Below are 22,447 nucleotides of genomic sequence, written 5' to 3'. Positions count from 1 at the left end.
CGAACGGCACTATTGGGACGTCTGACGTCGCGAAAGCCACGTTCAGGGCTCATGGGGTGGGGTCGGCCTGGTCAGGACTCGGCGGGGAGTTTGCCGCTCTGCACCGCGGCCACCAGCTCGGCGTGGTCGGCCTCGGTCTGGTCGGCGTAGCGCACCGCGTACCGGCCGACGGCCTCGTCCATGTCCTTGTCCTCGGCGAAGTAGCCCGCGAGCAGCCGCGGGTCCACCGAGCGGGTGTGCGCCCTCGCCAGCAACGCCCCGGCCAGCCGCCCGTAGTCGTCCAGGTGGTTCTCCTGCAGCTCGGTCGGGTCGATGCTGCCCTTCATGTTGCGGAACTGCCGGACCATGAACGGCCTGCCCTCGATGGTGGTCCAGCCGAGCAGGATGTCCGACTCGGCCTGCACCAGCCGGGCGCCGCGCACGATCCGCTTGCCCGCATGCTTGGTCGGCTTGACGTCCAGGTACCGGCCCAGCGCCGAGGGGGCGGCCTCCTTGGCCTGCAGCACCAGCGTCTCGTCCCCGTTGCCGTGCAGCAGGGCGATGTAACTGCGCAGGCCGACGCTGCCGGTGCCGACCACCCGGAAGGCCACATCGGACACCGAGTACCGGGTGATCAGGTTGCGCCGGGACTCCCGCAGAGTATCCACATAGGACTCCAGGCCGTCGATCACGGCCTCGGCCGTCGCGTCGTCCACATGGGTCAGGATCGGCGGGTCGTCAACGAATCGCAGGTTGTGCGTGCCCGCGGAGTGATCGTCGATGTGCTCGGTCCACTTCCTGGTGACCTTGGCGCTGGTGTTCTTGCGCGCCTTGGCCGCGGCCTTCTCGAAGTCGTCGATCAGCTCGTCCGCCTTCGCCTTGCTCACCACCGAGGAGTCCGGCAGCGCGTTCCACGACCGCAGGAACGGCAGCTCGGCCAGGGCGCGGATGGTGCGGCGGTAGGACTTCACCGCGTCCTCGGCGGCCTCGAGACAGCCGTCCGCCGAGGCCGCACCCTCGCGCCCGGCCAGCACCAGGCTGGCGGCAAGGCGCTTGAGGTCCCACTCCCACGGGCCCGGCACGGTCTCGTCGAAGTCGTTGATGTCCATCACGATCCGCCCCTCGGGCGTGCCGTACAGGCCGAAGTTCGCCGCGTGCGCGTCGCCGCAGAGCTGGGCGTTGAGCCCGCTGACCGGGGTGCCTGCCAGGTCGGCCGCCATCAGCCCCGCGGCGCCGCGGAAGAACGAGAACGGCGAGGACACCATCCGACCGACCCGCAACGGCAGCAGCTCCGGCAGCCGTCCCTGGTGGCTGGCCTCGATGAACTCCAGCACCCCCGGCCGGTGCGGGCTCGTCGGCTGATGGTCGTGCGCGGTCGGCGGGGTGGCGTCCCGCAGCGCCTTGCCACGGGCGTGCACCTCCGCGTCGTCGACCGGTGTCCGCAGATCTACTCGTTCCTCGTGCATACCCCTAGTGTCGGACCACCTCGGCGATCGCGTCGATGCCCCGGTCCAGATCCTGCTCGGAGATCACCAGCGGGGGTGCCACCCGAAGGGTGTTGTCGTGGGTCTCCTTGCACAGCACCCCGCGTTCGGCCAGCGCCTGCGAGGCCTGCCGCCCGGTCGGCCCGCCGGGGGCGATGTCCACCCCTGCCCACAGACCGCGGCCGCGGACCTCGGCCAGGCCGTTGCCGACCAGTTCGGACAGCCGTCCGCGTAGCTGCTCGCCCAGCGAGGCGGAGCGCTGCTGGAACTCACCGGTGCTCAGCAGCCGCAACACGGCGCGGCCGACGGCGCAGGCCAGCGGATTGCCGCCGAAGGTGGAGCCGTGCTCACCAGGGCGCAGCACCCCGAGTACCTCCCCGCTGCCGACCACCGCGGAGACCGGCACGATCCCGCCGCCGAGTGCCTTGCCCAGGGTGTAGAGGTCGGCCCGGACCCGCTCGTGGTCCAGCGCGAACAGGGTGCCGGTGCGGGCCAGCCCGGACTGGATCTCGTCGGCGATCAGCAGCGCGCCCGCCTGGTCGCACAGCCTGCGTGCCTCGGCGAGATAGCCGTCCGGCGGCACGATGACCCCGGCCTCGCCCTGGATCGGCTCCAGCAGCACCGCCGCAGTCCGGTCGGTGATGGCCGCGGCCAGGGCCTCGGCGTCGCCGTACTTGACCGTCACGAAGCCGGGCGTGTACGGACCGTAGTCAGCGCGTGCGGCCTCGTCGGTGGAGAAGGAGACGATCGTGGTGGTCCGGCCGTGAAAGTTCGCGCCGGCCACGACGATCTCGGCCGTGCCCTCCGGGATGCCCTTGACCCGGTAGGCCCACTTCCTGGCCACCTTGATCGCCGACTCCACCGCCTCGGCGCCGGAGTTCATCGGCAGCACCATGTCGGTGCCGGTGAGTTCGGCCAGTTCGCGGCAGAACGGGCCGAGCTGGTCGTGGTGGAAGGCACGCGAGGTGAGCGTGACCCGGCCGAGCTGCTGGGTCGCGGCCTCGACCAGGTCGGGGTGCCGGTGGCCGAAGTTCAGCGCGGAGTAACCGGCGAGGAAGTCGAGGTAGCTGTTGCCCTCGACGTCGGTGACCCAGGCGCCCGCGGCCTCGGCGATGACCACCGGCAGCGGGTGGTAGTTGTGCGTGCTCCACCGCTCGTCGAGTCCGATGAACTCCTCGGTGGCGGAACCGGTGGTGCGGTCGGCGAACGTCGTCATGCGTTCAGGTTAGAGCCCCGGCGCGTACGGTTCATCCGGAAGTCGTTGCTTGCCCGACCGGATCATTGCGCAGTTCGTGCGCACGGAGCACTGATCGTTGCGTACCGGAACAGGGCAGGGGTGTCCGGGACCCGATCTGACAGAGTGCATGGTGTGACCGACGAGCTGTCCTTTCTCCGCACCCAGGCCCGTACCCAGCGCTTCACCCTCGGCGCTCCCAAGGAGTTCCGGGTCGCGCCGGACGGCTCCAGGGTGCTGTTCCTGCGTGCCGAGTCGGGTGTCGACCACCGCAACAGCCTCTGGTCGCTGGACCTGGCCGCCGGGACGGAGTCGAAGCTGGTGGACGCCGTCGCGCTGCTACCGGGGGAGGAGGAACTGCCTGCCGAGGAGCGGGCGCGCCGCGAGCGCAGCAGGGAGACCTCCGGCGGGGTCGTCGGCTACGCCGTGGACGAGGCGTTCTCGCTGGCCGCGTTCTCCCTCTCCGGCAGGCTCTACACCGTTGACCTGGCCACCGCCGAGGTGTCCCTGCTGGTGGACGGCGCGGTGGTGGACCCGCGGCCGAACCCCGCCGGCACGCATGTGGCCTACGTACGGGACCGCAGGCTCCGAGTGATCGATCTCACCACCGGCGAGGACCGGGAGCTGGTCGAGGAGTCCGGCGAGGACGTCGCCTGGGGGCTGGCGGAGTTCATCGCGGCCGAGGAGATGAGCAGGGTGCGCGGCTACTGGTGGTCGCCGGACGGCAGGCACCTGCTGGCCGAGCGTGCCGACCGGTCCGGGGTGCCGCGCTGGAGCATCGCCGACCCGGCCAACCCGGCCGAGCCGGTGAACACCGTCGCCTACCCGGCGGCAGGCTCGCCGAACGTGGCGGTGTCGCTGGCCATCCTCGGTCTGGACGGCAGCAGGGTGGACGTGCGGCCAGGCGACTGGGAGTACCTGGTGGCCGTGCACTGGTCGGCGGGCGGGCCGCCGCTGCTCGCCGTGCAGCCACGGGACCAGCGGCGGCTGGAGGTGCGCGCGGTGGACGTCACCGACGGTTCCACCACGCTGCTGCACACCGAGTCCGATCCGGACTGGGTGGAGATCGTGACCGGCGTGCCCGCCTGGACCACCGACGGCAGGCTGGTGCGGGTGGGCGCGGCTGAGGGCGGCTACCGGCTGGTGCTGGACGGAACCCCGGTCACCGAGCCCGCGCTACAGGTCCGCTCGGTGCTGCACGTCGGCGCCGAGGTCCTGTTCAGCGCCTCCGCCGGGGACCCGACCCAGATCCACGTGTACCGCACCGAGGGTGCTGGGGTACGCCGGTTGTCTACATCGGACGGCGTGCACATCGGGGCAGGCAACGCCGAGCTGACGGTGCTGTCCTCGTGGAGCCTCGAGCACAGTGGACCCGAGGTAACCGTGCTGCGCGATGGCGAGCCGGTGGCCAAGGTCGGCTCCTACACCGTGGACCCCGGCATCGAGCCGGTCCTCACCTGGCTCACCCTGGGGGAGCGGGAGCTACGGGCCGCGCTGCTGCTGCCGACGGGCTACCACCCCGGCGACGGGAAGCTGCCGGTGCTGCTCGACCCCTACGGCGGCCCGCACGCGCAGCGGGTGCTGCAGAGCCGCAACGCCTTCCTCACCTCGCAATGGCTTGCCGACCAGGGCTTCGCGGTACTGGTCGCGGACGGGCGCGGGACCCCGGGCGGGGCCCGGCCTGGGAGCGGGAGATCGCGGGCAGGCTCGCCGAGGTCACCCTGGCCGACCAGGTGGACGCGCTGCACGCCGCCGCCCGGCTGCACCCCGAGCTCGACCTGGACCGGGTAGCGATCCGTGGCTGGTCCTACGGCGGCTACCTGGCCGCACTGGCGGTGCTGCGCGAGCCGGAGGTGTTCCACGCGGCCGTGGCCGGGGCCCCGGTCACCGACTGGTCGCTGTACGACACGCACTACACCGAGCGCTACCTCGGCCTGCCAGCGGAGGAGCCGGACCGCTACCGGGACAACTCGCTGATCGCCGACGCGGCCGGGCTGCGCAGGGCGCTGCTGATCGTGCACGGCCTCGCCGACGACAACGTGTTCGTGGCGCACGCGCTGCGGTTGTCCGGTGCGCTGCTGGCCGCGGGCAGACCGCACACCTTCCTGCCGCTGAGCGGCGCGACCCATATGACCCCGCAGGCCGAGGAGGTCGCGGAGAACCTGATGCTGCTGCAGGTGGACTGGATCAAGCGCGAGCTGGGCGAACGCTGAGAAACCGAGGAGGTAGAAGCGGCATGACACGGTGGGGCATCACCATCCCGCTGACCGGGGTACCGCTGGTGGAGCACCGGGAGCTGGTCGAGCAACTGCCCGATCTCGGGTACACCGACGCCTGGTCGGCCGAGACCGCGGGCACCGACGCGTTCTCGCCGCTGCTGCTGGCCTCCCAGTGGGCGCCGCGGCTGCGGCTCGGGACCGCCATCGTGCCGGTCTACACCCGCGGCCCCGGGCTGCTGGCGATGAGCGCGGCCACGCTGGCCGAATGCGCCCCCGGGCGGTTCGTGCTCGGGCTGGGCACCTCCTCCCCGGTGATCGTGGAGAACTGGAACGCCGCCGAGTTCACCGAGCCCTACGCCCGCAGCCGGGACACCCTGCGGTTCCTGCGCGCGGCACTGGCCGGGCAGAAGGTGACCGAGGAGTATCCGACGTTCTCGGTGAGCAAGTTCCGGCTGGAGCGGGCACCGGAGCCCGCGCCGCCGATCATGCTCGCCGCGCTGCGGCCTGGCATGCTGCGGCTGGCCGCCGCCGAGGCCGACGGCGCGATCACCAACTGGCTCGCGGCCACCGATGTGCCGAAGGTACGGGCGGTGACCGGGCCGGACACCGAGCTGGCGGCGCGGATCTTCGTCTGCCCCACCGAGGACGCGGAGGCCGCGCGCGGGCTGGGCCGGATGCTGATCAGCAGTTACCTGACGGTTCCGGTGTACCGGGCGTTCCACGAATGGCTCGGCAGGGGCGAGCGGCTGGCGCCGATGCACGAGGCCTGGGCCGCGGGCGAGCGGCAGCGGGCGAACGAGCTCATCCCGGACGAGGTGGTGGACGAGCTGATCGTGCACGGCAGCGCGCAGGAGTGCCGTGAGCGTGTCCAGGCCTATGTGGACAACGGCCTGGACACCCCGGTGATCGCGCTGCTGCCCACCGGCGACGACCCCGCCGCGCAGGTGCGCGCGCTTGCCCCGCGCTGATGGCAACGCGAACCTGGGACCCCTGGATCACCACGCCGGTCAGCGCGGACGTGCTGCGCGGCGCGCTCGACCTGGAACACACCGAACACGGCGTGCTGCCGCACCGGCTACCGGCCTGGGCCCGTGCCCAGGCCGGCGAGGGCCAGCTGGCGATGGCGGAGGCCGAGCCCTCCGGGGTGCGGCTCGTCGTGCGTACCGCGGCCACCGCCGTCGAGCTGGACACGCGGCGGACCAAACGGGTCTACCTCGGTGCCCCGGCTCGCCCGGACGGGCGGTACGACCTGCTCGTCGACGGCCGCCTGGCCGGCACGGCGACCGTGCCCGGTGGCAACACCCTGACCATCGACCCGGCATCCGGGAACGCCGAGACCCAGGCCGGCCCGGCAGGCACCGTCGCCTTCGCCGGCCTGCCCGGCGGGATGAAGGACGTCGAGATCTGGTTACCGCACAACGAGATGACCGAGCTGATCGCCCTGCGCGGCAACGCGCCCTTCGAACCCGTTCCGGACCGGGGTCGGCCGGTGTGGTTGCACCACGGGAGCTCGATCAGCCAGGGCTCCAACGCCGAGGGCCCCACCGCCACCTGGCCCGCGCTCGCCGCCCGCAGCCGCGGGCTGGAGCTGATCAACCTGGGGTTCGGCGGCAGTGCCCTGCTCGACCCGTTCACCGCCCGCACCCTGCGGGACACCCCGGCCGACCTGATCAGCCTCAAGATCGGGATCAACCTGGTGAACGCCGACCTGATGCGCCTGCGCGCCTTCACCCCGGCGGTGCACGGGTTCCTCGACACCATCCGGGAAGGCCACCCCGGGACGCCGCTGCTGGTCGTCTCGCCCCTGTACTGCCCGATCCATGAGGACACGCCCGGTCCTGGTGCGTTCGACACCGAGGCGCTGCGCGCCGGGCGGCTGAGCTTCCGGGCCACGGGCGACCCTGCGGAGCGGGCAGGTGGCAAGCTGACGCTGAACGTGGTCCGGGACGAGCTGGCCCGGATCGTGCGGCAGCGGGCGACCGTCGACCCGAACCTGCACTATCTGGACGGCCGGGAGCTGTACGGTGCGGCCGACTTCGCCGAGCTTCCGCTGCCCGACCAGCTGCACCCGGACCCGGCCACCCACCGGCGGATCGCCGAGCGGTTCGCCGGTGCTATCCCGGCAGTGCGCTCGCGATGAGCAGGCCGGTGGCGGCGGCGCCGAACCCGGCGAGCACGGTGACGGCGACGTTCGCCACCGCGTACAGCCGGGCGCGCTCGGTGAGCAGGCGAACCGTCTCGTAGCCGAAGGTGGAGAAGGTGGTCAGCGCGCCGCACAGCCCGGTGCCCAGCAGCGTGTGCAGTGCGCCCGGTTCGGCGCCGGTCAGCGCCCAGCCCGCGAGCAGGCCGAGCAGCGCGGACCCGAGTACGTTGACGGTCAGCGTGCCCCATGGGAAGGCGGAGTCGTGGCTGCGCTGGACCCTGCGGTCGATCAGGTAACGCAGCACCGCCCCGCCCGCGCCGCCGACCGAGACCAGTAGCACGGTCATCAGGTGCTTCTCCTCCGTCGTGCGGTGACCAGCCGGAGCAGGGCGCGGGTGCCCAGCATGCCGGTGACCACCAGCCCCAGGGAGCCGAGCACCGAGACCGCCGCGTAGAGCAGGGCGAGGCCCGGGCGCCCGGCCAGCACCGAGTCCGCCGAGTCCAGTACGTAGGTCGAAAAGGTGGTGAATCCGCCGAGCAGACCGATGCCGAGGAACGGCCGGAGCAGGCGGTGTGGTTGCGCCAGGTCGGTGATGGTCACCATCAGGCACCCGATCAGCAGGCAGCCGGCCAGGTTCGCCAGCAGGGTGGAGGTGGCAAAGGCGCCCCGGGGGTGCGGGAAGACCACCGCGAGCCCGTACCGGGCGAGGCTGCCCAGCGCTCCGCCCGCGGCGATCGCCAGCAGGATGTCCCAGCGCGGGTGGTGTCGTCGCGGCATGTTCCCTCCGTTGCGGAGGGTACGGCCGTGATTGGCCCGGCCGCGGAGTGGGTAGCCGCCACCGGGAGGTAGCCATGGCACACACGATCGCGGAACGACTCATTGCCGATCACCTGGTGAGCGGGGAGATGACACCGGGTGAGGAGATCGGCTTGCGGATCGACCAGACGTTGACCCAGGACGCCACCGGGACCCTGGTGATGCAGGAACTGGAGGCGCTGGGCCTGGACCGGGCGCGCACCGAGGTCAGCGCGCAGTACATCGATCACAACCTGCTGCAGGCCGATGAGAAGAACGCCGAGGACCACACCTTCCTGCGATCGGCCTGCCGACGGTACGGGCTCTGGTACTCCAAACCGGGCAACGGGGTGTCGCATCCGACGCATATGCAACGGTTCGGGGTGCCCGGCAAGACGATGGTCGGCTCGGACTCGCACACCTGCGCGGCCGGGTCGCTGGGGATGCTGGCGATCGGGGTCGGCGGGCTGGAGGTGGCGATGGCCATCGCAGGCGGGCCGCTGTACCTGCGGATGCCGGAGATCTGGGGGGTGCGGCTCACCGGTGAGCTGCCGCCGTGGGTGTCGGCGAAGGACGTGGTGCTGGAGATGCTGCGCCGGCACGGGGTACACGGCGGGCTGAACCGCATCATCGAGTACCACGGACCGGGGCTGGCCGGGCTGTCGGCGATGGACCGGCACGTCATCGCGAACATGGGGGCCGAGCTCGGCGCGACCACCACGGTGTTCCCCGCCGACGACGCGGTGCGGGAGTTCCTGCGGGCCGAGGGCAGGGAGCAGGATTTCGTGGAGATCCCGGCCTCGGCGGACGCACGCTACGACGTGACCGACGAGATCGACCTCTCCAGCCTGGAGCCGCTGATCGCCAAGCCGTCCTCACCGGGCAACGTGGTTCCGGTGCGGGAGGTGGCTGGGACCGAGGTGAGCCAGGTGGTGATCGGGTCCTCGGCCAACCCGGGGCTGCGGGACTACGCCGTGGCGGCCGAGCTGGTACGTGGCAGGCAGACCGATGACGCGGTGAGTTTCGACGTGAACCCGTCCTCGCGGGAGATCTTCGCCGATCTCACCAAGATGGGGGACACCTTCGCGCTGATCTCCGCTGGTGCGCGGATCCACCAGGCGGGTTGCATGGGCTGCATCGGCATGGGGCAGGCGCCCGCGGTCGGGCACAACTCCCTGCGGACCTTCCCCAGGAACTTCCCCGGCCGCTCCGGTACGAAGGAGGACTCGGTGTGGCTGTGCTCCCCGGAGACCGCGGCCGCGGCGGCACTGACCGGCGTGATCACCGACCCGCGGGAGCTGGCCGGGCGGCTCGGCCTGGACGGGCCCACGATCAGGCTGCCGGAGCGGGCTTCGGTGAACACCGACATGCTGGAGCCGCCGCTGGACCCCGCGGCGGCCGAGCGGGAGGAGCTGGTCAAGGGGCCGAACATCTCCTCCCTGCCGGACTTCCCGCCGTTGCCGGAGCGGATCGAGGCGCCGGTGTTGCTGAAGCTGGGCGACAACGTGTCCACCGACGAGATCTCCCCCGCGGGGGCGCGGGCGCTGCCGTTCCGGTCGAACATCCCACGGCTGGCGGAGTTCACCTTCACCCAGATCGACGAGACCTACCCGCGCCGGGCCCGCGAGCTGGCCGAGGGGAGCGGGCACATTGTCATCGGCGGGGACAACTACGGCCAGGGCTCTTCCCGTGAGCATGCCGCGATCACCCCCCGCCACCTGGGCCTGCGGGTGGTGATCGCCAAGTCGTTCGCCCGGATCCACTGGCAGAACCTGGCCAACTTCGGCATCCTCGCCCTGGAGTTCACCGACCCCGCCGACCACGACCGGATCGAGGCCGGGGACACCCTGGTGCTGGACGACGTGCGGGAACAGCTGAAGGGCGGCGAGCTGACCGTCCGGAACGCGACCAGGGAGGAGGAGTACCAGCTGCGGCACCGGCTGTCCGAGCGGCAGCTGGAGCAGGTGTTGGCAGGCGGCCGTATCCCCCTGCTGGCGGAGTCCTAACCCGCTGCTCCGGCGCCTCCTCGGCCACCCTGGCTGTCGCAGGCCTATGACCAGCACAAAAGCCGGAGCGGAACCTGCTGTCGAGGCCGCGGAGCGGACCCGCTAGAGTACTGACTATCGCCTTCCACACGGACGGCGATGGCCGGGCTGTGGCGCAGTTTGGTAGCGCACTTGACTGGGGGTCAAGGGGTCGCTGGTTCGAATCCAGTCAGCCCGACCGGCAGGACGGAGCCTCCTGGCCTGGGTACCCACCCAGGTCAGGAGGCTCTTCGTCGTTCTGGCGACGATCGTGCTCATGATCCACATCGTCCGGCGCTGGGGACCACATGGGGACCATCACACGTGACAGCACCTCATGCTGCTCAACGGAGCCACTAGCTTGCGTCGGCGCTAGAGTACGTACCCTGATTCTCGCGCCCCTATAAGGATCTGATATCAATTGATCTCCCTAGGCATGGATGAGCTGGCAAGGTGGCTAGCCCCTGTGATCGGCCTTGCTAGTTTTGCATTAACTATTTATATCTACAAAAGGCAGAAGAAGGGCAAGTCGCTCGAATATTTTGTTTCGACAAACTCAACACTAATTAAAGGTAAAGAATTTAGACTAGAGGTTCGATTTAACTCAATTTCCGTAACCGATCCCACCCTGGTTGTTTTTCGATTGGCTTGCTCGGGGAGATTACCGATCGAAAAATCGGATTTTGAACAACCATTGATAATCAAGTTTCCTGGTGCAATTGATATTCTATCCGTGGAGATAAGTAAGCGCGCACCGGAAAATCTGGTTGTCGACACAACCATAGACGCACAGGGCGTGGCCGTAGCGCCGCTTCTGCTTAATCATGGTGATCTAATCGAGTTCCAAGTTCTCACCGAGGGAAAGCCGACCAACGTAGAGATCGACTCCAGAATATCTGGCTTATCAAAAGTTCGGCAGATACCGAGGCCATACCCGCCAGGAACGGGACCAGGAGGCGATCTTGCTCGCGGCGACCGTGTTGTATACGGGTCGTTTTTAGCATTGTTTATTGGCATTGGTCTGGCCTTTTGGTACGGCTCAACGGGTCCATTTTTGATCAGGTTGACTGCATTAATTGTATGGTTCTTTCTTGTTGTTACATTTTGCATATTTATGTGGACAAAGTTGAAGCGAATTCGTTTTTGGGCGGGTCGTTGACATATAGTTTACACGGCACGTAGGGCGACATTTCGCGGTGACCGAAGATGGTTCGTCAACAGCTCGCCCGCATCCGTAACTGACTGACGGTCGGGGTGAAGGTACCGCTGCGTGGTGGTCAGCGAGCCGTGTCCTGCGATCTTTCGGAGATGATGAACCGGCACTCCGGCATCGGCCATCCAGGTGAGGCCGGTATGCCGCAGGTCATGGCGTCGCAGGTGTTCGAGCCCGAGCTTGGCCACCACCTCGTCCCAGTATGTCGCATCCCGGAGCACGGCAGTGGTGATCCGGCCGCCGCGAGGACCGGTGAACAGGCGTGCGTCGGGCTCCCGGTCCACGAGCGCTATCCGACGTTCCACCATCTCGCGGATGTCTTCGATGAGCGGCACGGTCCGAGCCCGCTTGCCCTTGGTGCCCTTGTCGATCAGCCCGCCGGGCGAAGTGGTGGTCTGCCGCCGTACGGTCCACGTCCACTCGTCCCTGTCGATGTCGCGGACCCGGCAACCGGACACTTCGCCGATCCGCGCCGCCGTGCATGCGGCGAACAGCACCACGTCACCCCAGCCCCGGTACTGGCCTGAGGACCGAGCAACCAGCGCATCGGCGAGCGTGGACAACGTGATCCAGTCGGGTAGCGCGAGCGAGCGTGGGTCATCGAGTTCGTCTTCTGCCCGCTTGTACTCATGCTGCCAGCCGGTCACCCGGGCCGGGTTGCGGTCGATAATCCCGTCCCGTACCGCCTGCTCCATCACCCGCACGAGGACCGCGATGCTGTTCTTGACGGTGGAACGGCTGCACTCGTCAGCGATCCAGGCGTGTACGGCGCGGTCGACCGCTCCATTGGTGATCATGCTGACCGGCAGATGTCCCAGCGTCGGCGTGACCCGCTTCCGCCAGCCAGCGAGGTATGGGTCAGTGGTCTTGCTTTCCAATCCGCGTAGGGCGAGATCCATGTTCTCGTCGCCGTAGTCGGCTAGCTTCATGGTCGCGGTGTTGGGGTCGACCCCTTGCGCCGCAACACGTTTGATGCGACTGATCCAGGATTCCGCCTCGTCTTCATCCGCGAACGCTTCCGATTTGGACTGCCGCTTCTTCGTGACAGGGTCGACCCATCTCACGCGCGCACGAAACGGTGTCGCCCGGTCCGGCCGGTGTTCGATGTCCGAGGAGACCGAGACACCGACCGGCATCTTCATAGTGTCGTTCATGCTGCCGCTCCGGGGTCCACACGTCTGCTCAGCAACCACGCCTCCACGTCGTTCGCGTGGTACATCGTCACGCGGTCCGACAGTTGCACGAATGGCGGACCTTGAGGCGGCCGAGCCGTACGCCACCTGCGTACGGTTGAACTGTCGACTCCCAGCAGTTCCGCCAGTTGGTCCGTGCTGTACCAGCGCCCACCGAGTAACCGGACTTCCATAATGCCTCCTCCCTACGCCGCTTGCGGAGTTGCCGAAGTTTCTGCCCCGCCTGGCGGTCCCTGCGCGGCGAGGAGTGCCCGGTCATATTCGGCCCGCCAGGAGATGCGTTCCGCGATGGCGTGCATCAGCAGGTGTGCCCGTGGTGGCACGTTCGGGTCGCCGGGTGGGACTTTGCGCCAGATCAGCCGTGAGGTGTCTTGCTCGGGTTTCTCGATCCCGATCGCGGCCAGCGCGTCCCGCACGAACGCCTTGCGGTCCGCCTTGTGATCCGCGAGGGACTTACCCGACCACTTCCGGGAGACCAGCACCCGCCGTCCGGGCAGGCCGAGGGTGGAGCGGCGGTGTGCCCGTCCTTTGCAGTGGCCGGGTGTCATCCGGCCGTGCGCCCCTTGGGCTGCACCCCGTACAGCAGCCACACCGCACACCGAAGCGAACACGGCGTAACCGCCAACTCGGCGCGCAGCCGGTCATGGTGCTCCCGCTGCCGCGCGCCCTCTGCTTCCACGACTTCGCCGGTTGCTTTGGTGAGGTACTTGGTCAGGTACCCGATGTGCCGCCCGGCTTCCTCGGTGCCGCCGAGAATCCCCTTGGAGTGCACCTGCCGCCCGAAGGCCACCACATGCGCGGGCTCCTCCACCGCATCCACCGCCGCATCCCAGGCGGTGAGGGGTTGCCGCGTGTCCGGATCAACGAATCCGCCCGCGCGCATGTCCCACACCGGACTCCGCTCGATGCTGTAGACCCGTTCGTCATGCGCTGGCCACCAGACCTGGTGATAGGTAGCCGCGGTGACCTGCCGGATCACCTCATGCGGCACCGACCCCCGGATAGCCGTGTGCAGGTGCGGGGCCGCCCGCTTCTGGGGTTCGACGGTGGCGAAGTACTGCACGTCCCAGCCGACGACCCGGCGGAGGTTCTGCCACCACCGATCGATCAGGGCGGAGAAGTGCACCGCATCCCTGGCTGCCCTGCGATAGTCATACGAACCGGGATCGACGGGGGTGCCGTCGTCGCGGACCCGGCCGTAGGTGTCCAGGGTGAGGGTGACGAACATGGACGGCCGGAACCGGCCCGCATACTCCCGCCCCACCGTGGTCCTGGCGACCTTCTTACGCGGCAGGTCCGGTGCGTCCTGTCGCCGCCGGGTGGACCGCTTCCGAGGCTGCGACACGGTGGGTTCCGGGGAGGGCAGCCGTCCCCGCATCCCCGTCGCCCGCAGCTCCTCATCTAGGCCCCGGATGTCGTCGCGCAGCTCTTCCGCCTGCCCGACCTCACCTTCACTCAGGGCTTGGCGGTAGGCGTGCACGAGGTCCGCCCGCGCCTCCAGCAGTTGTGTCTGTTGCTCGGTGGGTGGCTCCGGGGTGAAGTCGGGTTCTTCGGTGAGGTGCCAGCCCTCGCGGCACTGCGCCTGCCGCAGCGCCTTCGCCTTCCGCGCGCACGGCAGGCACACGCTCTCCACGGTGCTGCCGCACGGCACCGGCACGTACTGGAGTTCCCCGGTATCGGGGTCGCCGACCTCCATCGTGAACGGCCGGACACAGACCCCGTGCTTCTCCGCTGTCGCCGCCACCACTTCGGTGGACAGCGGCAGCCGCATCCGTTGCGCGCGGGTCTGGCCGGCGGCTTCTGACGTGGTGCTCATCAGGCGGCCACCCCCTTGGCCCACTGCCGCAGCAGCGAGAGCGGCGCGTGCTGGGTCTCCCCGGTGGTGAGGGTGGGGAACACGGCCGGGTCGTAGGCGATGCCGCCCCAGACCTCGATCGGGAAGCCGGAGGGCATCCGCCCGCATACGGTGACCAGCACCCCGTCTCCGGCGGTGGTGTAGCGGCGCAACTCGACATGCGGGTGGTCGAGGGTGGTGGCCCAGGCCAGCAGCGCCTCGGCCAGCTGGCCCCGGCCTGGCGAGAGGTGGACCTCCACCGGCCGGTCGTCGTCCGCCGACACCCGCACCGAGTACGGCCCCGGAAGGTTATGCCTGTCCAGGTGTGCCCGGATCGCGTCCAGGAACGGCCGCACGTCCTCTGTGGTGGTGTTCATGCCACTGCACCCCCGTCCCGCTCACTGCGCTCGGGGAACGACAGGACTTGCGCCCGATGGGTAGGCACCCCGGTCACGGTCGTGACGAGCTCATCCAGATCGTCATCAGTCACGTGGAACGCCCGGGCACGGAACGGTTCCCGCCGCCCGTCTTCCTTCGCCCAGGCGACACCCGGGGTCTGCTCCGAGATCTCATGCGCCGTCGCGCCCCGCTCACGCACCCCGTCCCCTAACACCATGTCGACCTGTTGCTTCTCGTCCAGGCGCATGGCGATACGGGTGGTGAACAGGTGCCGAAACCCCACCACCTCCTTACGGGGGTCCTGCACCAACCCGAGGACGCACACACCGGGCGCGCGACCTTGGCTGGTGATCGTCTGCACCGCCCTGCTCGCCCGCTCCCGCAGGGTCTTGTCGGGTTGGTAGGCGATCACGTCCGCCAGCTCGTCCACCACCAGCAACACGAACGGATCACCCGTCGACGCCTGCCAGGACCGCAACCAGCCCCGATACCGCGAAGCGCGAGTCTTGACCTCGGTGGCGATGTCTTCCAGCAGCGCCACGGCATCCGGGCCGTTGTCGAACACCACCCGATTGCCGAACACCTCCGGGGCTTGGCCGAGTTCCATCCCGCCCTTGGGGTCGATCCCGTAGAGCCGGACTTCTCCGGTGCGGATCATCGGTGCCAGAGCGCGGATGATCGCCCATAGCAGCGAACCCTTCCCCGCGCCAGAGACACCCACGACAAGGAGGTGTCGGGCGAGGAGTCGCAGGCGCCACAGCTTCCCGGTTTCGGTGCGCCCGACCGGGAGCCGCTTCAGATCCACGCTCGCCGCATCCTCCGGCAGCGCTGGGGCAGGGATCGGGCGTTGGAGTGGGTCGCGGTGGATGAAGTCCAGCTCCAGACGGCCCGGCTTGCGCACCCGTACCCGGCACGAGGTGGCCTTGAACGCATGCGCCAACCCCGAAGCGTGCGCTTCCCACTGCTCCGGGGCCTGCCCCTTGACCATGCGGACCCGCACCCGGTCCCGCCAGCCTTCCGAGCGGACCCGGCCCAGCTTCGGGCGGTGTTCCCTGCCGCGTACGAGCTTGACCAGGTCCGACAGCCGCATCACCGATCGCCAGTCGGCCGCGTAGACCGCGAGTTGCCGGATCTCGGAGCGGGCCGGTCCAGCGACACGCCAGAACGACTCCGGGTGCACCCGCCACCACACCGCTAGGCCCACCGTGAGCCCGGCGACCGTGCCACCGACCGCCCAGTGACCGGCGATCGCGTCGAACCACGCCGTCACCAGCGCGGCAAGCACCAGCAGCGGGTAGCGCCACACCATCCGACCCAGCAGAGCCAGCAGCCACACCAGCACCCACACCAGGGCCACCGGCAGACAGACCAGCTTGACCCAGCCGGGCAGCAGGGTCCACCACGGCAGCCGAGGCCGGGCGATCTCCAACGGCGCCGGATCGACCCAGCGCGACTCTCGCGTGTTCATCGCCGACCACCCCCAACCACGGGAAGGGATAGCGGCAGCCTGCCCGCGCACCGATCACACTGACGTTCGCGGGCGAATCGCTTGCAGGTGGCACAGCGGCTCTGGCGCGTCTGGGGGACCCCCTCTGGCGCGGCCTGCCGTGCGTTGTCTAACCTTGCCATTGTTCAACTCCGTCAGGGGTGAACAGCGCAGAACCGGCACAGGTTGCCAGCCAGGGTTCCGGTTCTGCGTCTTACGTCCACGCGCGACTGTTTCAGGACGTGCTTCACCACCACGCGAATCCGCGTGTCAACTATTGTCTATTGTGGATCTATTTGTCAGTCGGGACTGTTCTGTTGCTCCCGAGCTTGCGTCATGCGTTGCTCGCACAGCTTGGCCTTGGCCAGTTCCTTGTCCCGCCAGTACTTCCCGGATTCGCCGAGCGAGTCGTAGACTGCCGCGCACTGCCGGTAGAAGGTCAGCCAGACCGACAGGTCCGCATCGCCCGGCGGCATGGCCTCACAGATCAGCTTGTGTGCTTCGTCTGTGTTCTGCGGAGCCACCGCCGAGCGGCCCAGCCGGACGCCCATCGTGATCACCTCCTTTCCCGTGTTCTCCAGGAGTGCGGCCAGGTCCTTAGCGCCGCCGCTGAGTTGGCGAAGGAGCCGGACGAACCCCGGCCACTCCGCCGGATCGGGTGGCGGGAGGATCGCCAAACTGTCGGGGTCCAGGTACATCACCAATCCCGCCTGGTGGGGTCCCGAACCAGTCGTGTGCATTCCCGCCACCGCGTCCGGCCCCGGCGACCACCGGGCGTTGAACGCCATAGTTGTGCCTTCCCTGTTCGTGTGCCGCCCGTGCGCGGGACTCCCAATCGGCCGCCTGGAACTCGAACGCCTCCGCCGCCGACTCGACCGCCGCCGAGATCCACCACGGCAACTCATGCTTGGTCCGGATCTCCCGCCAGGCGGTCGCTACCGAGGAGGAAGCCACCGCCACGTTCCAAGCGGTCGCCGGGTCCACCTCGGACGACCGGGCCGCCGCGTCCGAGGCCGCCATGTACTCCCGGTACGCCGCCGACCAGGTGCGCACCAGTTCCGTCGAGATCGTCACGAGGTACCCCCGGTGTCCGGGGCCGGTTCGCTGGTCTCCAGCTCGGCGGCCAGCTTGCCCGCTTCCCGCTCCAGCTCCCGGCAGAACCGCGCCAGCGATTGGCGGCCGTTCTCCGACGGCGGGAGCTGAATCATCATGTTCACCGGATCGAGGTACAGGACCAGAGCCGGAAGCTCCGCCGTGATCCACATCATTCCGGCCGCCGCGTCCTTGCCGGGCGTGCACGTCACGTTGAAACCCATTGCTGTTACTCCTCGTTCTTGCGTGCCGCCGCCTGGTCCAGCTCGTTGCGCACGTCCTGAATCGCCTGCATCAGCCCGGGAAGCGCGTCGTGATCGACCAGCAGCGCCACCGGGAACGCCTTGCCGAAACGGATCTCGGCGCGGTCGGCGAACGGCATCGCGCGGGCGCGAATCGGCAGGTCAGCCGTCACGTGGAACTGCACCGTGTCGCGCATCGAGGCCACGCCCTATGCCGCCTGCTCGGACTGTGCTGCGGACTTGGTGGCCTGCTTGCCGCCCGCCGAGCGAGGTGCCCGCATCTCCTTCGCGCGCAGGCTGAACTGCACCCGGCCGTTCTGCTCGTAAGCGGTCGCGGTCAGCCCCTCGAACACGACCGGCCGGAACGGCAGCCCCGGAATCGTCTCCGGCGGAACCGGCTGCACCTCGGCCGCGATCTTGACCACGACCCCGGTGTTCTTACCCTTCGCCGAAGGGTCCGTGACCTGCACGTTCCACACCAACTTGCCCGACACCGAGTCCTTGGCCGGGGTCCGGTTGCCGTTCTTGTCCCAGTCGAACGCCTGCTCCACCCCGAGCACGAACGCGCCCTCGGGGAACACGTCATCGAAGGGCACCGAGAACCGGTAGCCGCCTGGAATCGCCATGGGTCTTACCTCCTTGGGCTGAGGCCGCCGAGCCAATCCCGGCGACTACCCCCAAATCTCCTCGAATCAAGAGGACAGGAGCACCACACAGCGGGACGTTTGAGGACGTCCTGTGCTAGAGTCAGAAGTCCCTACAGATCCCTCGCGGAGTGGACATGCCGAACGAACGACTGCGCGATGCGTTGCTGCGCAACGGATTGAACCTCGAACAGGTCGCCGACGCCATCGACGTGGACCGCAAGACGGTCGAACGATGGATCACCAAAGGACGCACACCCTACCCCAAGCACCGGCACACCGTCGCCGCCATGGTGCGCGAGGCCGAGAACTACCTGTGGCCCGACGCGATGGAACCGGAACGCAAGACCGAGATCGCCGGGTCCGAAGTGGTCAAGGTCTACCCGCACCGCCACTCCGTCCCGATGGACCTGTGGGACCGGCTGCTGGACCAGGCCAGCGAACGGATAGAGATCCTGCTCTACTCCGGCATGTTCCTCACCGACAACCCCACCCTGATCAAGCGACTCCGGCACAAGGGACACGAGGGCACCAGCATCCGGCTGCTGGTCGGCGACCCGAACAGCAGAGAAGTCAGCCGCCGCAGCATGGAAGAAGGCATCGGCAAAGCCACCCTCGCGGCCAAAGTCCGAAACGCACTCGCGTTCTACCGGCCACTCGACGGCGCCCCCGGCGTGGAGATCCGGTGCCACTCGACCACGCTCTACAACTCGATCTACCGTTTCGATGACGAGATGCTGGTCAACACCCACGTCTACGGGTTCATGGCCGGTCACGCCCCGCTGCTGCACCTGCGCAGGCTCTCCGGAGGGGACCTGTTCGAGACCTACTCCGAGAGCTTCGAGAGCGTGTGGAGCACCGGCAAGCCCCCGAAGTGGTAAGGACACAAACCATGGCCCGCACCGACCACTACCAGGATCCCGACGCCCCACGCGCGAACAGCATCGTCGTAGCCGTGACCGCCTTCATCCAGGACCAGGACGACCGACTGCTGATGATCCGGCGCACCGACAACGACCTCTACGCCATCCCCGGCGGAGCCCAGGAGATCGGCGAGACCATCTCCCAAACCGTCGTCCGTGAGGTCCAGGAGGAAACCGGCATCGACGTGGAGGTGACAGGGCTGATCGGCATCTACACCGACCCTCAGCACGTCATCGCCTTCACCGACGGCGAGGTCCGCCAGGAGTTCTCCATCTGCTTCCGCGCCCACCCCCTCAGCGGCACCCCACGACCCAGCAGCGAGAGCAAGGAAGTCCTCTGGGTCCAACCCGACCGGCTAGCCGCCCTGAACATCCACCCCTCGATCCGGCTCCGCATCGAACACGGGTTCGCCAACCATGCCGAGCCCTACTACTCGTAGGCGATCCCGGCAGCCCGCAACCGCTCCTCGGTCCGCTCCACCGCCGCCACCAGTTCCGGCCGCGCCTGCCGCACGAAGAACGTCACCACATCCTGCGGCCCGTAGCGCTCCTGAATCTCGGACAACCGCTGGTCAACCGTGGTCACCTCACCATCCGGTCCGGTCGTCATATCCGCCCACCACAGCGCGTCCCGCAACGATGACTCTTCGTCCACAAACTCCGCCAACTCAGCCGACAACCCCCGCAACTCCGCCTCCCGGTACGCACACGAGTGATGCGCCACCAGGTTCACCACCCGACGCGGCATCCCGACCTTCCGCAGATACCGAGCACCATCCAACGGATGAAACCCCGAATCCACCAGATCCGGCGCATACCCGATGTCATGCAGCAAAGCCGCGGCTGTCAGTTGAGCCTGCTCGTCCGGTGTGAACAAGGGCGCAGTCGAAGCAGTACGGGCACCGACGCCCCTTACGTGCGTCCATCTCCGCGACAATGTCTCAGCGAGTTTGTCTTGCGCTTCTTCCGTCGCCCATGCCACTAGGTCCACGCGGCCAACATAACGGGACTGGCACCTTGGGCGCCGAACCACTAGCAGGTCGCAGCGCCCAAGGTCCTCCGGCTACTTCTTGTGCTTCGTCGGGTCAACCGAGACGTATCCGTCGCCCTTGTTCGGCGTGGGCGGCAGCGGCTTGCCTTCGATTGCGGTGATCTCTGTCTTGCTCCCGGGGACCTTGTACTGACCGGAGTGGGGAGCGGGTGTACCAGGCGGAATGACCTTGCGGGCCACTGTGACCACCTACTTTCTGCGAGCTTGAGCACCAAGTAGTGGCAGGGCCTTGTTGCCCACCACTACTGCTAAGTAGGGTCACAGTCGCATGGCCAAATGCACCGGACCCCGGCCGAGGTGCTGACCCCGGTCGGGGTCTTTCGCGCTCGCTTAACGGGAGTCTAACCCACGATCCCGACATTCCCGACTCCTTGCCACTAAATATTGCGGTCGAAGATGACGTGCGTGGCTACATGTCGTATCTGGCTACTCTCCGTGGTCATGTAGCCAAGCAGGGGCCTCGTCGTTGTTTGTTGCCGCAACGGCCGTTTCGTGTGCCTGCCGAAATTGGCTCTAAGGGATCAAGAGCGCGCCGCCGCTGGCGGCGCGCGGCCCGTCACCTCGGCACCGGCGCCCGCATCCATCGCGGCACACGGCGGGCTCCCGCTCCGCTCACGCCCGCCGGGCCGCGCGGCGCGGCCAGGCAACGTCCCCGGCAGCGCCGCCAGCGGCGGCACGCAGGACGCCGAGACCGTTCAGCAGCCCCAGCGAGCAGGGACACCCAGTGGGCTCCCTCGCGGCACAGCGTCTAACTGTCAACGCCGGTCGAATCGTGACCCGCCTGGTCCGCTTGGGTTCCAGGGCGAATTCGAGCGGTCGTCGCAACGGTGACGGGGTCTATGATGCCACGGCGTTGTGGAAGACCTCGGCGGGTGTCCGCCATCCGAGTGTCTTGCGTGGCCGGTGGTTGAGCTTGTGCTCGACCATGCCGAGGTGCTCGGGCGTATGGATCGCGAGGTCGGTGCGTTTGGGAAAGTACTGGCGCAGCAAGCCATTCGTGTTCTCGTTCGTGCCGCGCTGCCATGGACTTCCTGGGTGCGCGAAGAACACACCTTCACGCAGCAGCGGTGCGATCTGTTCGTGGTAGGCCATTTCGGATCCTTGGTCCCAGGTCAACGTCAGTCGCGCTGCTTCGGGAAGGGCGCCCAGGACAGCGATCAGGGCGTCGCGGACCGTGTCGGCGCCGCGGTTGCCGGGCAGGTGAACCAGACGCAGGAGGCGGCTGGAGCGGTCGACAAGGGTGGCGATGGCCGACTGGTTGCCGCGGCCCACGATGAGGTCACCTTCCCAATCACCAACGCGGGTCCGCTCGTGGGCCGCCGCCGGGCGGTGCTCGATCAGCAGAGTGGGCGCGACGAACCGGCTCCGTCGCTGATCAGCGCGGCGGCGACGCTTGCGCAACGCCCGGCCGGTACGCAGACGCTGCGTGAGCCGGCGGCTCAGACCGCCCTTGCCACCGTGGTAGAGCGCTTGGTAGATCGTTTCGTGGCACACGTGCCAGCTGGCGTGATCAGGGAAAGCGGACCGCAGATAGTTGGCGATCTGCTCGGGACTCCACTCCAGCTCAAGCTTCGCCTGCACGGCCGCCCGCAGCTGCGAATCCTGGATCAACCGAGCCTGGCGCGGCCGACGCGCACGTTGCCGGGCCCGGGAATGCGCCAGGTCAGCGTCGTAGCGCCCTTGATCATGCGGCCGGACGTTGCGGCGCAGCTCCCGGCTGACCGTGGAAGCGTGACGGCAAATCCGCCGCGCGATCTCCCGGATCGACAGTTTCTGGGCCCGCAGGGTGGCGATCCGCTGCCGTTCGGACCGGGACAGATATCGGCTCGAACGGGCCTCCTCGGCGACCAACGCAGGTGGGAGCCCGCCGTTCTCCGCCCGCCAGCGGTAGCCGGTCTTACGGCCGATCCCGATGATCTGGCACGCCTCGACCGTCCCTACCCCCGACAGGATCAACTGCCAGTACCGCGACTCAAGATCCAGCCGCCGCTTCGCTCCACGCCTCGCCATCAGCACGCCCTCTTCTACCAGGAGTGTTGCGACAAGCACTGGAACCCAAGCGGAACCAGGGGGTCAGTATTCAGCCGGAACCGACATCTAACGCCGAGCCGTCGCCATCAAGGGCGCCTACGGCGTCGCTTCGCGATGAGCTGCGCTCACCCTTGACACCGCCGTCACGGCGCTAGGTGCGGCAGGGGCGAGGAAGGCGGGGGAGGGGAGTAGACCCTGTTGATCTTGTCGGCCGACCGTGAGGAGGCAGCCGCGATGCGCCGGACACCGCCCGGACCGAACCAGCTTGTGCTCTGGACCAGGGCAGAGTTGGGGACCAGATGGGGACCGCACGTGGTGCGCGACCTCGAACAACCCGCAGTTCGGCGAACGTCACATGATCTTGCGCCACCCACCTTGACCAGCGGAAACGGCTACTTCGACGTCCTGGGGGTCAAGGGGTCGCAGGTTCAAATCCTGTCAGCCCGACCGGCAAGCGGGTT

General features: G+C 68.3%; 21 protein-coding genes, 1 tRNA gene and 3 pseudogenes. 8 read left to right on the top strand and 17 right to left on the bottom strand.

Features of this window, described 5'->3' with window-relative positions; genetic code table 11:
- Positions 1-71: 71 nt before the first annotated feature.
- Complete coding sequence (locus KOI47_RS19675) at positions 72-1,445, bottom strand: DUF2252 domain-containing protein (RefSeq protein ID WP_216205514.1); 1,374 nt, start codon at positions 1,443-1,445, stop codon at positions 72-74.
- A gap of 4 nt (positions 1,446-1,449) precedes the next feature.
- Positions 1,450-2,679, bottom strand: a complete 1,230-nt coding sequence (gene rocD, locus KOI47_RS19670; RefSeq protein WP_216205512.1) for an ornithine--oxo-acid transaminase — start codon at positions 2,677-2,679, stop codon at positions 1,450-1,452.
- Between the two features lie 153 nt (positions 2,680-2,832).
- Between rocD and KOI47_RS19665 the strand changes: the two are divergent.
- The 3 genes and pseudogenes from KOI47_RS19665 (at position 2,833) to KOI47_RS19655 (ending at position 7,056) form a co-directional block, all read left to right on the top strand.
- A pseudogene (locus KOI47_RS19665) lies at positions 2,833-4,910 on the top strand (prolyl oligopeptidase family serine peptidase).
- Between the two features lie 23 nt (positions 4,911-4,933).
- Positions 4,934-5,884, top strand: coding sequence for an LLM class F420-dependent oxidoreductase (locus KOI47_RS19660; RefSeq protein WP_216205509.1), 951 nt, complete (start codon positions 4,934-4,936; stop codon positions 5,882-5,884).
- A complete protein-coding gene (locus tag KOI47_RS19655) occupies positions 5,884-7,056 on the top strand; it encodes a GDSL-type esterase/lipase family protein (protein ID WP_216205507.1) in 1,173 nt (390 codons plus the stop codon). Before KOI47_RS19660 ends, KOI47_RS19655 begins: the two co-directional genes overlap by 1 nt.
- Here the strand turns inward: KOI47_RS19655 and crcB are convergent.
- On the bottom strand, positions 7,031-7,405 hold the full coding sequence (gene crcB / locus KOI47_RS19650; protein ID WP_216205506.1) for a fluoride efflux transporter CrcB: 375 nt from the start codon (positions 7,403-7,405) through the stop codon (positions 7,031-7,033). The two genes, KOI47_RS19655 and crcB, sit on opposite strands and share 26 nt — an antisense overlap.
- The gene (locus KOI47_RS19645) at positions 7,405-7,836 is read right to left on the bottom strand and encodes a fluoride efflux transporter FluC (protein WP_216205504.1); all 432 of its coding nucleotides are present in this window, start codon (positions 7,834-7,836) and stop codon (positions 7,405-7,407) included. Before KOI47_RS19645 ends, crcB begins: the two co-directional genes overlap by 1 nt.
- 74 nt (positions 7,837-7,910) lie before the next feature.
- Here KOI47_RS19645 and KOI47_RS19640 point away from each other — a divergent pair, with 74 nt between their 5' ends.
- The 3 genes from KOI47_RS19640 (at position 7,911) to KOI47_RS19630 (ending at position 11,037) form a co-directional block, all read left to right on the top strand.
- Positions 7,911-9,860 (top strand): aconitate hydratase, encoded by a 1,950-nt coding sequence (locus KOI47_RS19640; RefSeq protein WP_216205501.1) that lies wholly within the window; start codon positions 7,911-7,913, stop codon positions 9,858-9,860.
- A gap of 143 nt (positions 9,861-10,003) precedes the next feature.
- Positions 10,004-10,077: transfer RNA gene (locus KOI47_RS19635), tRNA-Pro, on the top strand.
- 237 nt (positions 10,078-10,314) lie between these two features.
- Positions 10,315-11,037, top strand: a complete 723-nt coding sequence (locus tag KOI47_RS19630; RefSeq protein ID WP_216205500.1) for a hypothetical protein — start codon at positions 10,315-10,317, stop codon at positions 11,035-11,037.
- Positions 11,038-11,045: 8 nt separating this feature from the next.
- Here KOI47_RS19630 and KOI47_RS19625 read toward each other — a convergent pair whose 3' ends face one another.
- From KOI47_RS19625 to KOI47_RS19585, 9 genes and pseudogenes are all read right to left on the bottom strand, one after another.
- On the bottom strand, positions 11,046-12,245 hold the full coding sequence (locus KOI47_RS19625; RefSeq protein ID WP_216205498.1) for a tyrosine-type recombinase/integrase: 1,200 nt from the start codon (positions 12,243-12,245) through the stop codon (positions 11,046-11,048).
- Positions 12,242-12,457 carry a helix-turn-helix transcriptional regulator gene (locus KOI47_RS19620; protein WP_216205495.1) on the bottom strand — a complete coding sequence of 72 codons (216 nt, stop codon included), beginning with the start codon at positions 12,455-12,457 and terminating at the stop codon, positions 12,242-12,244. Before KOI47_RS19620 ends, KOI47_RS19625 begins: the two co-directional genes overlap by 4 nt.
- A gap of 12 nt (positions 12,458-12,469) precedes the next feature.
- Positions 12,470-14,100, bottom strand: a pseudogene (locus tag KOI47_RS19615) (replication initiator).
- Positions 14,100-14,495, bottom strand: coding sequence for a hypothetical protein (locus tag KOI47_RS19610; RefSeq protein WP_216205493.1), 396 nt, complete (start codon positions 14,493-14,495; stop codon positions 14,100-14,102). Before KOI47_RS19610 ends, KOI47_RS19615 begins: the two are co-directional and overlap by 1 nt.
- On the bottom strand, positions 14,492-15,985 hold the full coding sequence (locus KOI47_RS19605) for an FtsK/SpoIIIE domain-containing protein (RefSeq protein WP_216205490.1): 1,494 nt from the start codon (positions 15,983-15,985) through the stop codon (positions 14,492-14,494). The genes KOI47_RS19610 and KOI47_RS19605 overlap by 4 nt, the downstream gene beginning before the upstream one ends.
- Positions 15,986-16,302: 317 nt before the next feature.
- Positions 16,303-16,791 (bottom strand): hypothetical protein, encoded by a 489-nt coding sequence (locus KOI47_RS35750; RefSeq protein WP_232376119.1) that lies wholly within the window; start codon positions 16,789-16,791, stop codon positions 16,303-16,305.
- A 282-nt stretch (positions 16,792-17,073) separates the two neighbouring features.
- Positions 17,074-17,319 carry a hypothetical protein gene (locus KOI47_RS19595; protein WP_216205487.1) on the bottom strand — a complete coding sequence of 82 codons (246 nt, stop codon included), beginning with the start codon at positions 17,317-17,319 and terminating at the stop codon, positions 17,074-17,076.
- 5 nt (positions 17,320-17,324) lie between these two features.
- Positions 17,325-17,534: a hypothetical protein gene (locus tag KOI47_RS19590; protein WP_216205483.1), complete on the bottom strand. Its 210-nt coding sequence runs from the start codon at positions 17,532-17,534 to the stop codon at positions 17,325-17,327.
- A gap of 12 nt (positions 17,535-17,546) precedes the next feature.
- A complete protein-coding gene (locus KOI47_RS19585) occupies positions 17,547-17,963 on the bottom strand; it encodes a hypothetical protein (protein ID WP_216205479.1) in 417 nt (138 codons plus the stop codon).
- A 155-nt stretch (positions 17,964-18,118) separates the two neighbouring features.
- On the opposite strand from KOI47_RS19585, the gene KOI47_RS19580 reads away from it, so the two are divergent.
- Both KOI47_RS19580 and KOI47_RS19575 read left to right on the top strand, forming a co-directional pair.
- A complete protein-coding gene (locus KOI47_RS19580) occupies positions 18,119-18,862 on the top strand; it encodes a DUF5919 domain-containing protein (RefSeq protein WP_216205477.1) in 744 nt (247 codons plus the stop codon).
- An 11-nt stretch (positions 18,863-18,873) separates the two neighbouring features.
- Positions 18,874-19,344: an NUDIX hydrolase gene (locus KOI47_RS19575; RefSeq protein ID WP_216205474.1), complete on the top strand. Its 471-nt coding sequence runs from the start codon at positions 18,874-18,876 to the stop codon at positions 19,342-19,344.
- Here KOI47_RS19575 and KOI47_RS35745 read toward each other — a convergent pair.
- The 4 genes and pseudogenes from KOI47_RS35745 to KOI47_RS19560 form a co-directional block, all read right to left on the bottom strand.
- Complete coding sequence (locus KOI47_RS35745) at positions 19,335-19,559, bottom strand: hypothetical protein (RefSeq protein ID WP_232376966.1); 225 nt, start codon at positions 19,557-19,559, stop codon at positions 19,335-19,337. The two genes, KOI47_RS19575 and KOI47_RS35745, sit on opposite strands and share 10 nt — an antisense overlap.
- 48 nt (positions 19,560-19,607) lie before the next feature.
- Positions 19,608-19,886: pseudogene (locus KOI47_RS35740) on the bottom strand (HD domain-containing protein); the annotation flags it as partial.
- Positions 19,887-19,967: 81 nt separating this feature from the next.
- Entirely contained in the window at positions 19,968-20,135 is a 168-nt protein-coding gene (locus KOI47_RS19565; protein WP_216217766.1) for a hypothetical protein, read from the bottom strand.
- Positions 20,136-20,792: 657 nt separating this feature from the next.
- On the bottom strand, positions 20,793-21,971 hold the full coding sequence (locus KOI47_RS19560; RefSeq protein ID WP_232376118.1) for an IS30 family transposase: 1,179 nt from the start codon (positions 21,969-21,971) through the stop codon (positions 20,793-20,795).
- Positions 21,972-22,447: the final 476 nt, after the last annotated feature.

The organism is Amycolatopsis aidingensis (assembly GCF_018885265.1).
Classification (GTDB): domain Bacteria; phylum Actinomycetota; class Actinomycetes; order Mycobacteriales; family Pseudonocardiaceae; genus Amycolatopsis; species Amycolatopsis aidingensis.
This window is presented reverse-complemented; position numbering and strand designations above follow the sequence as displayed.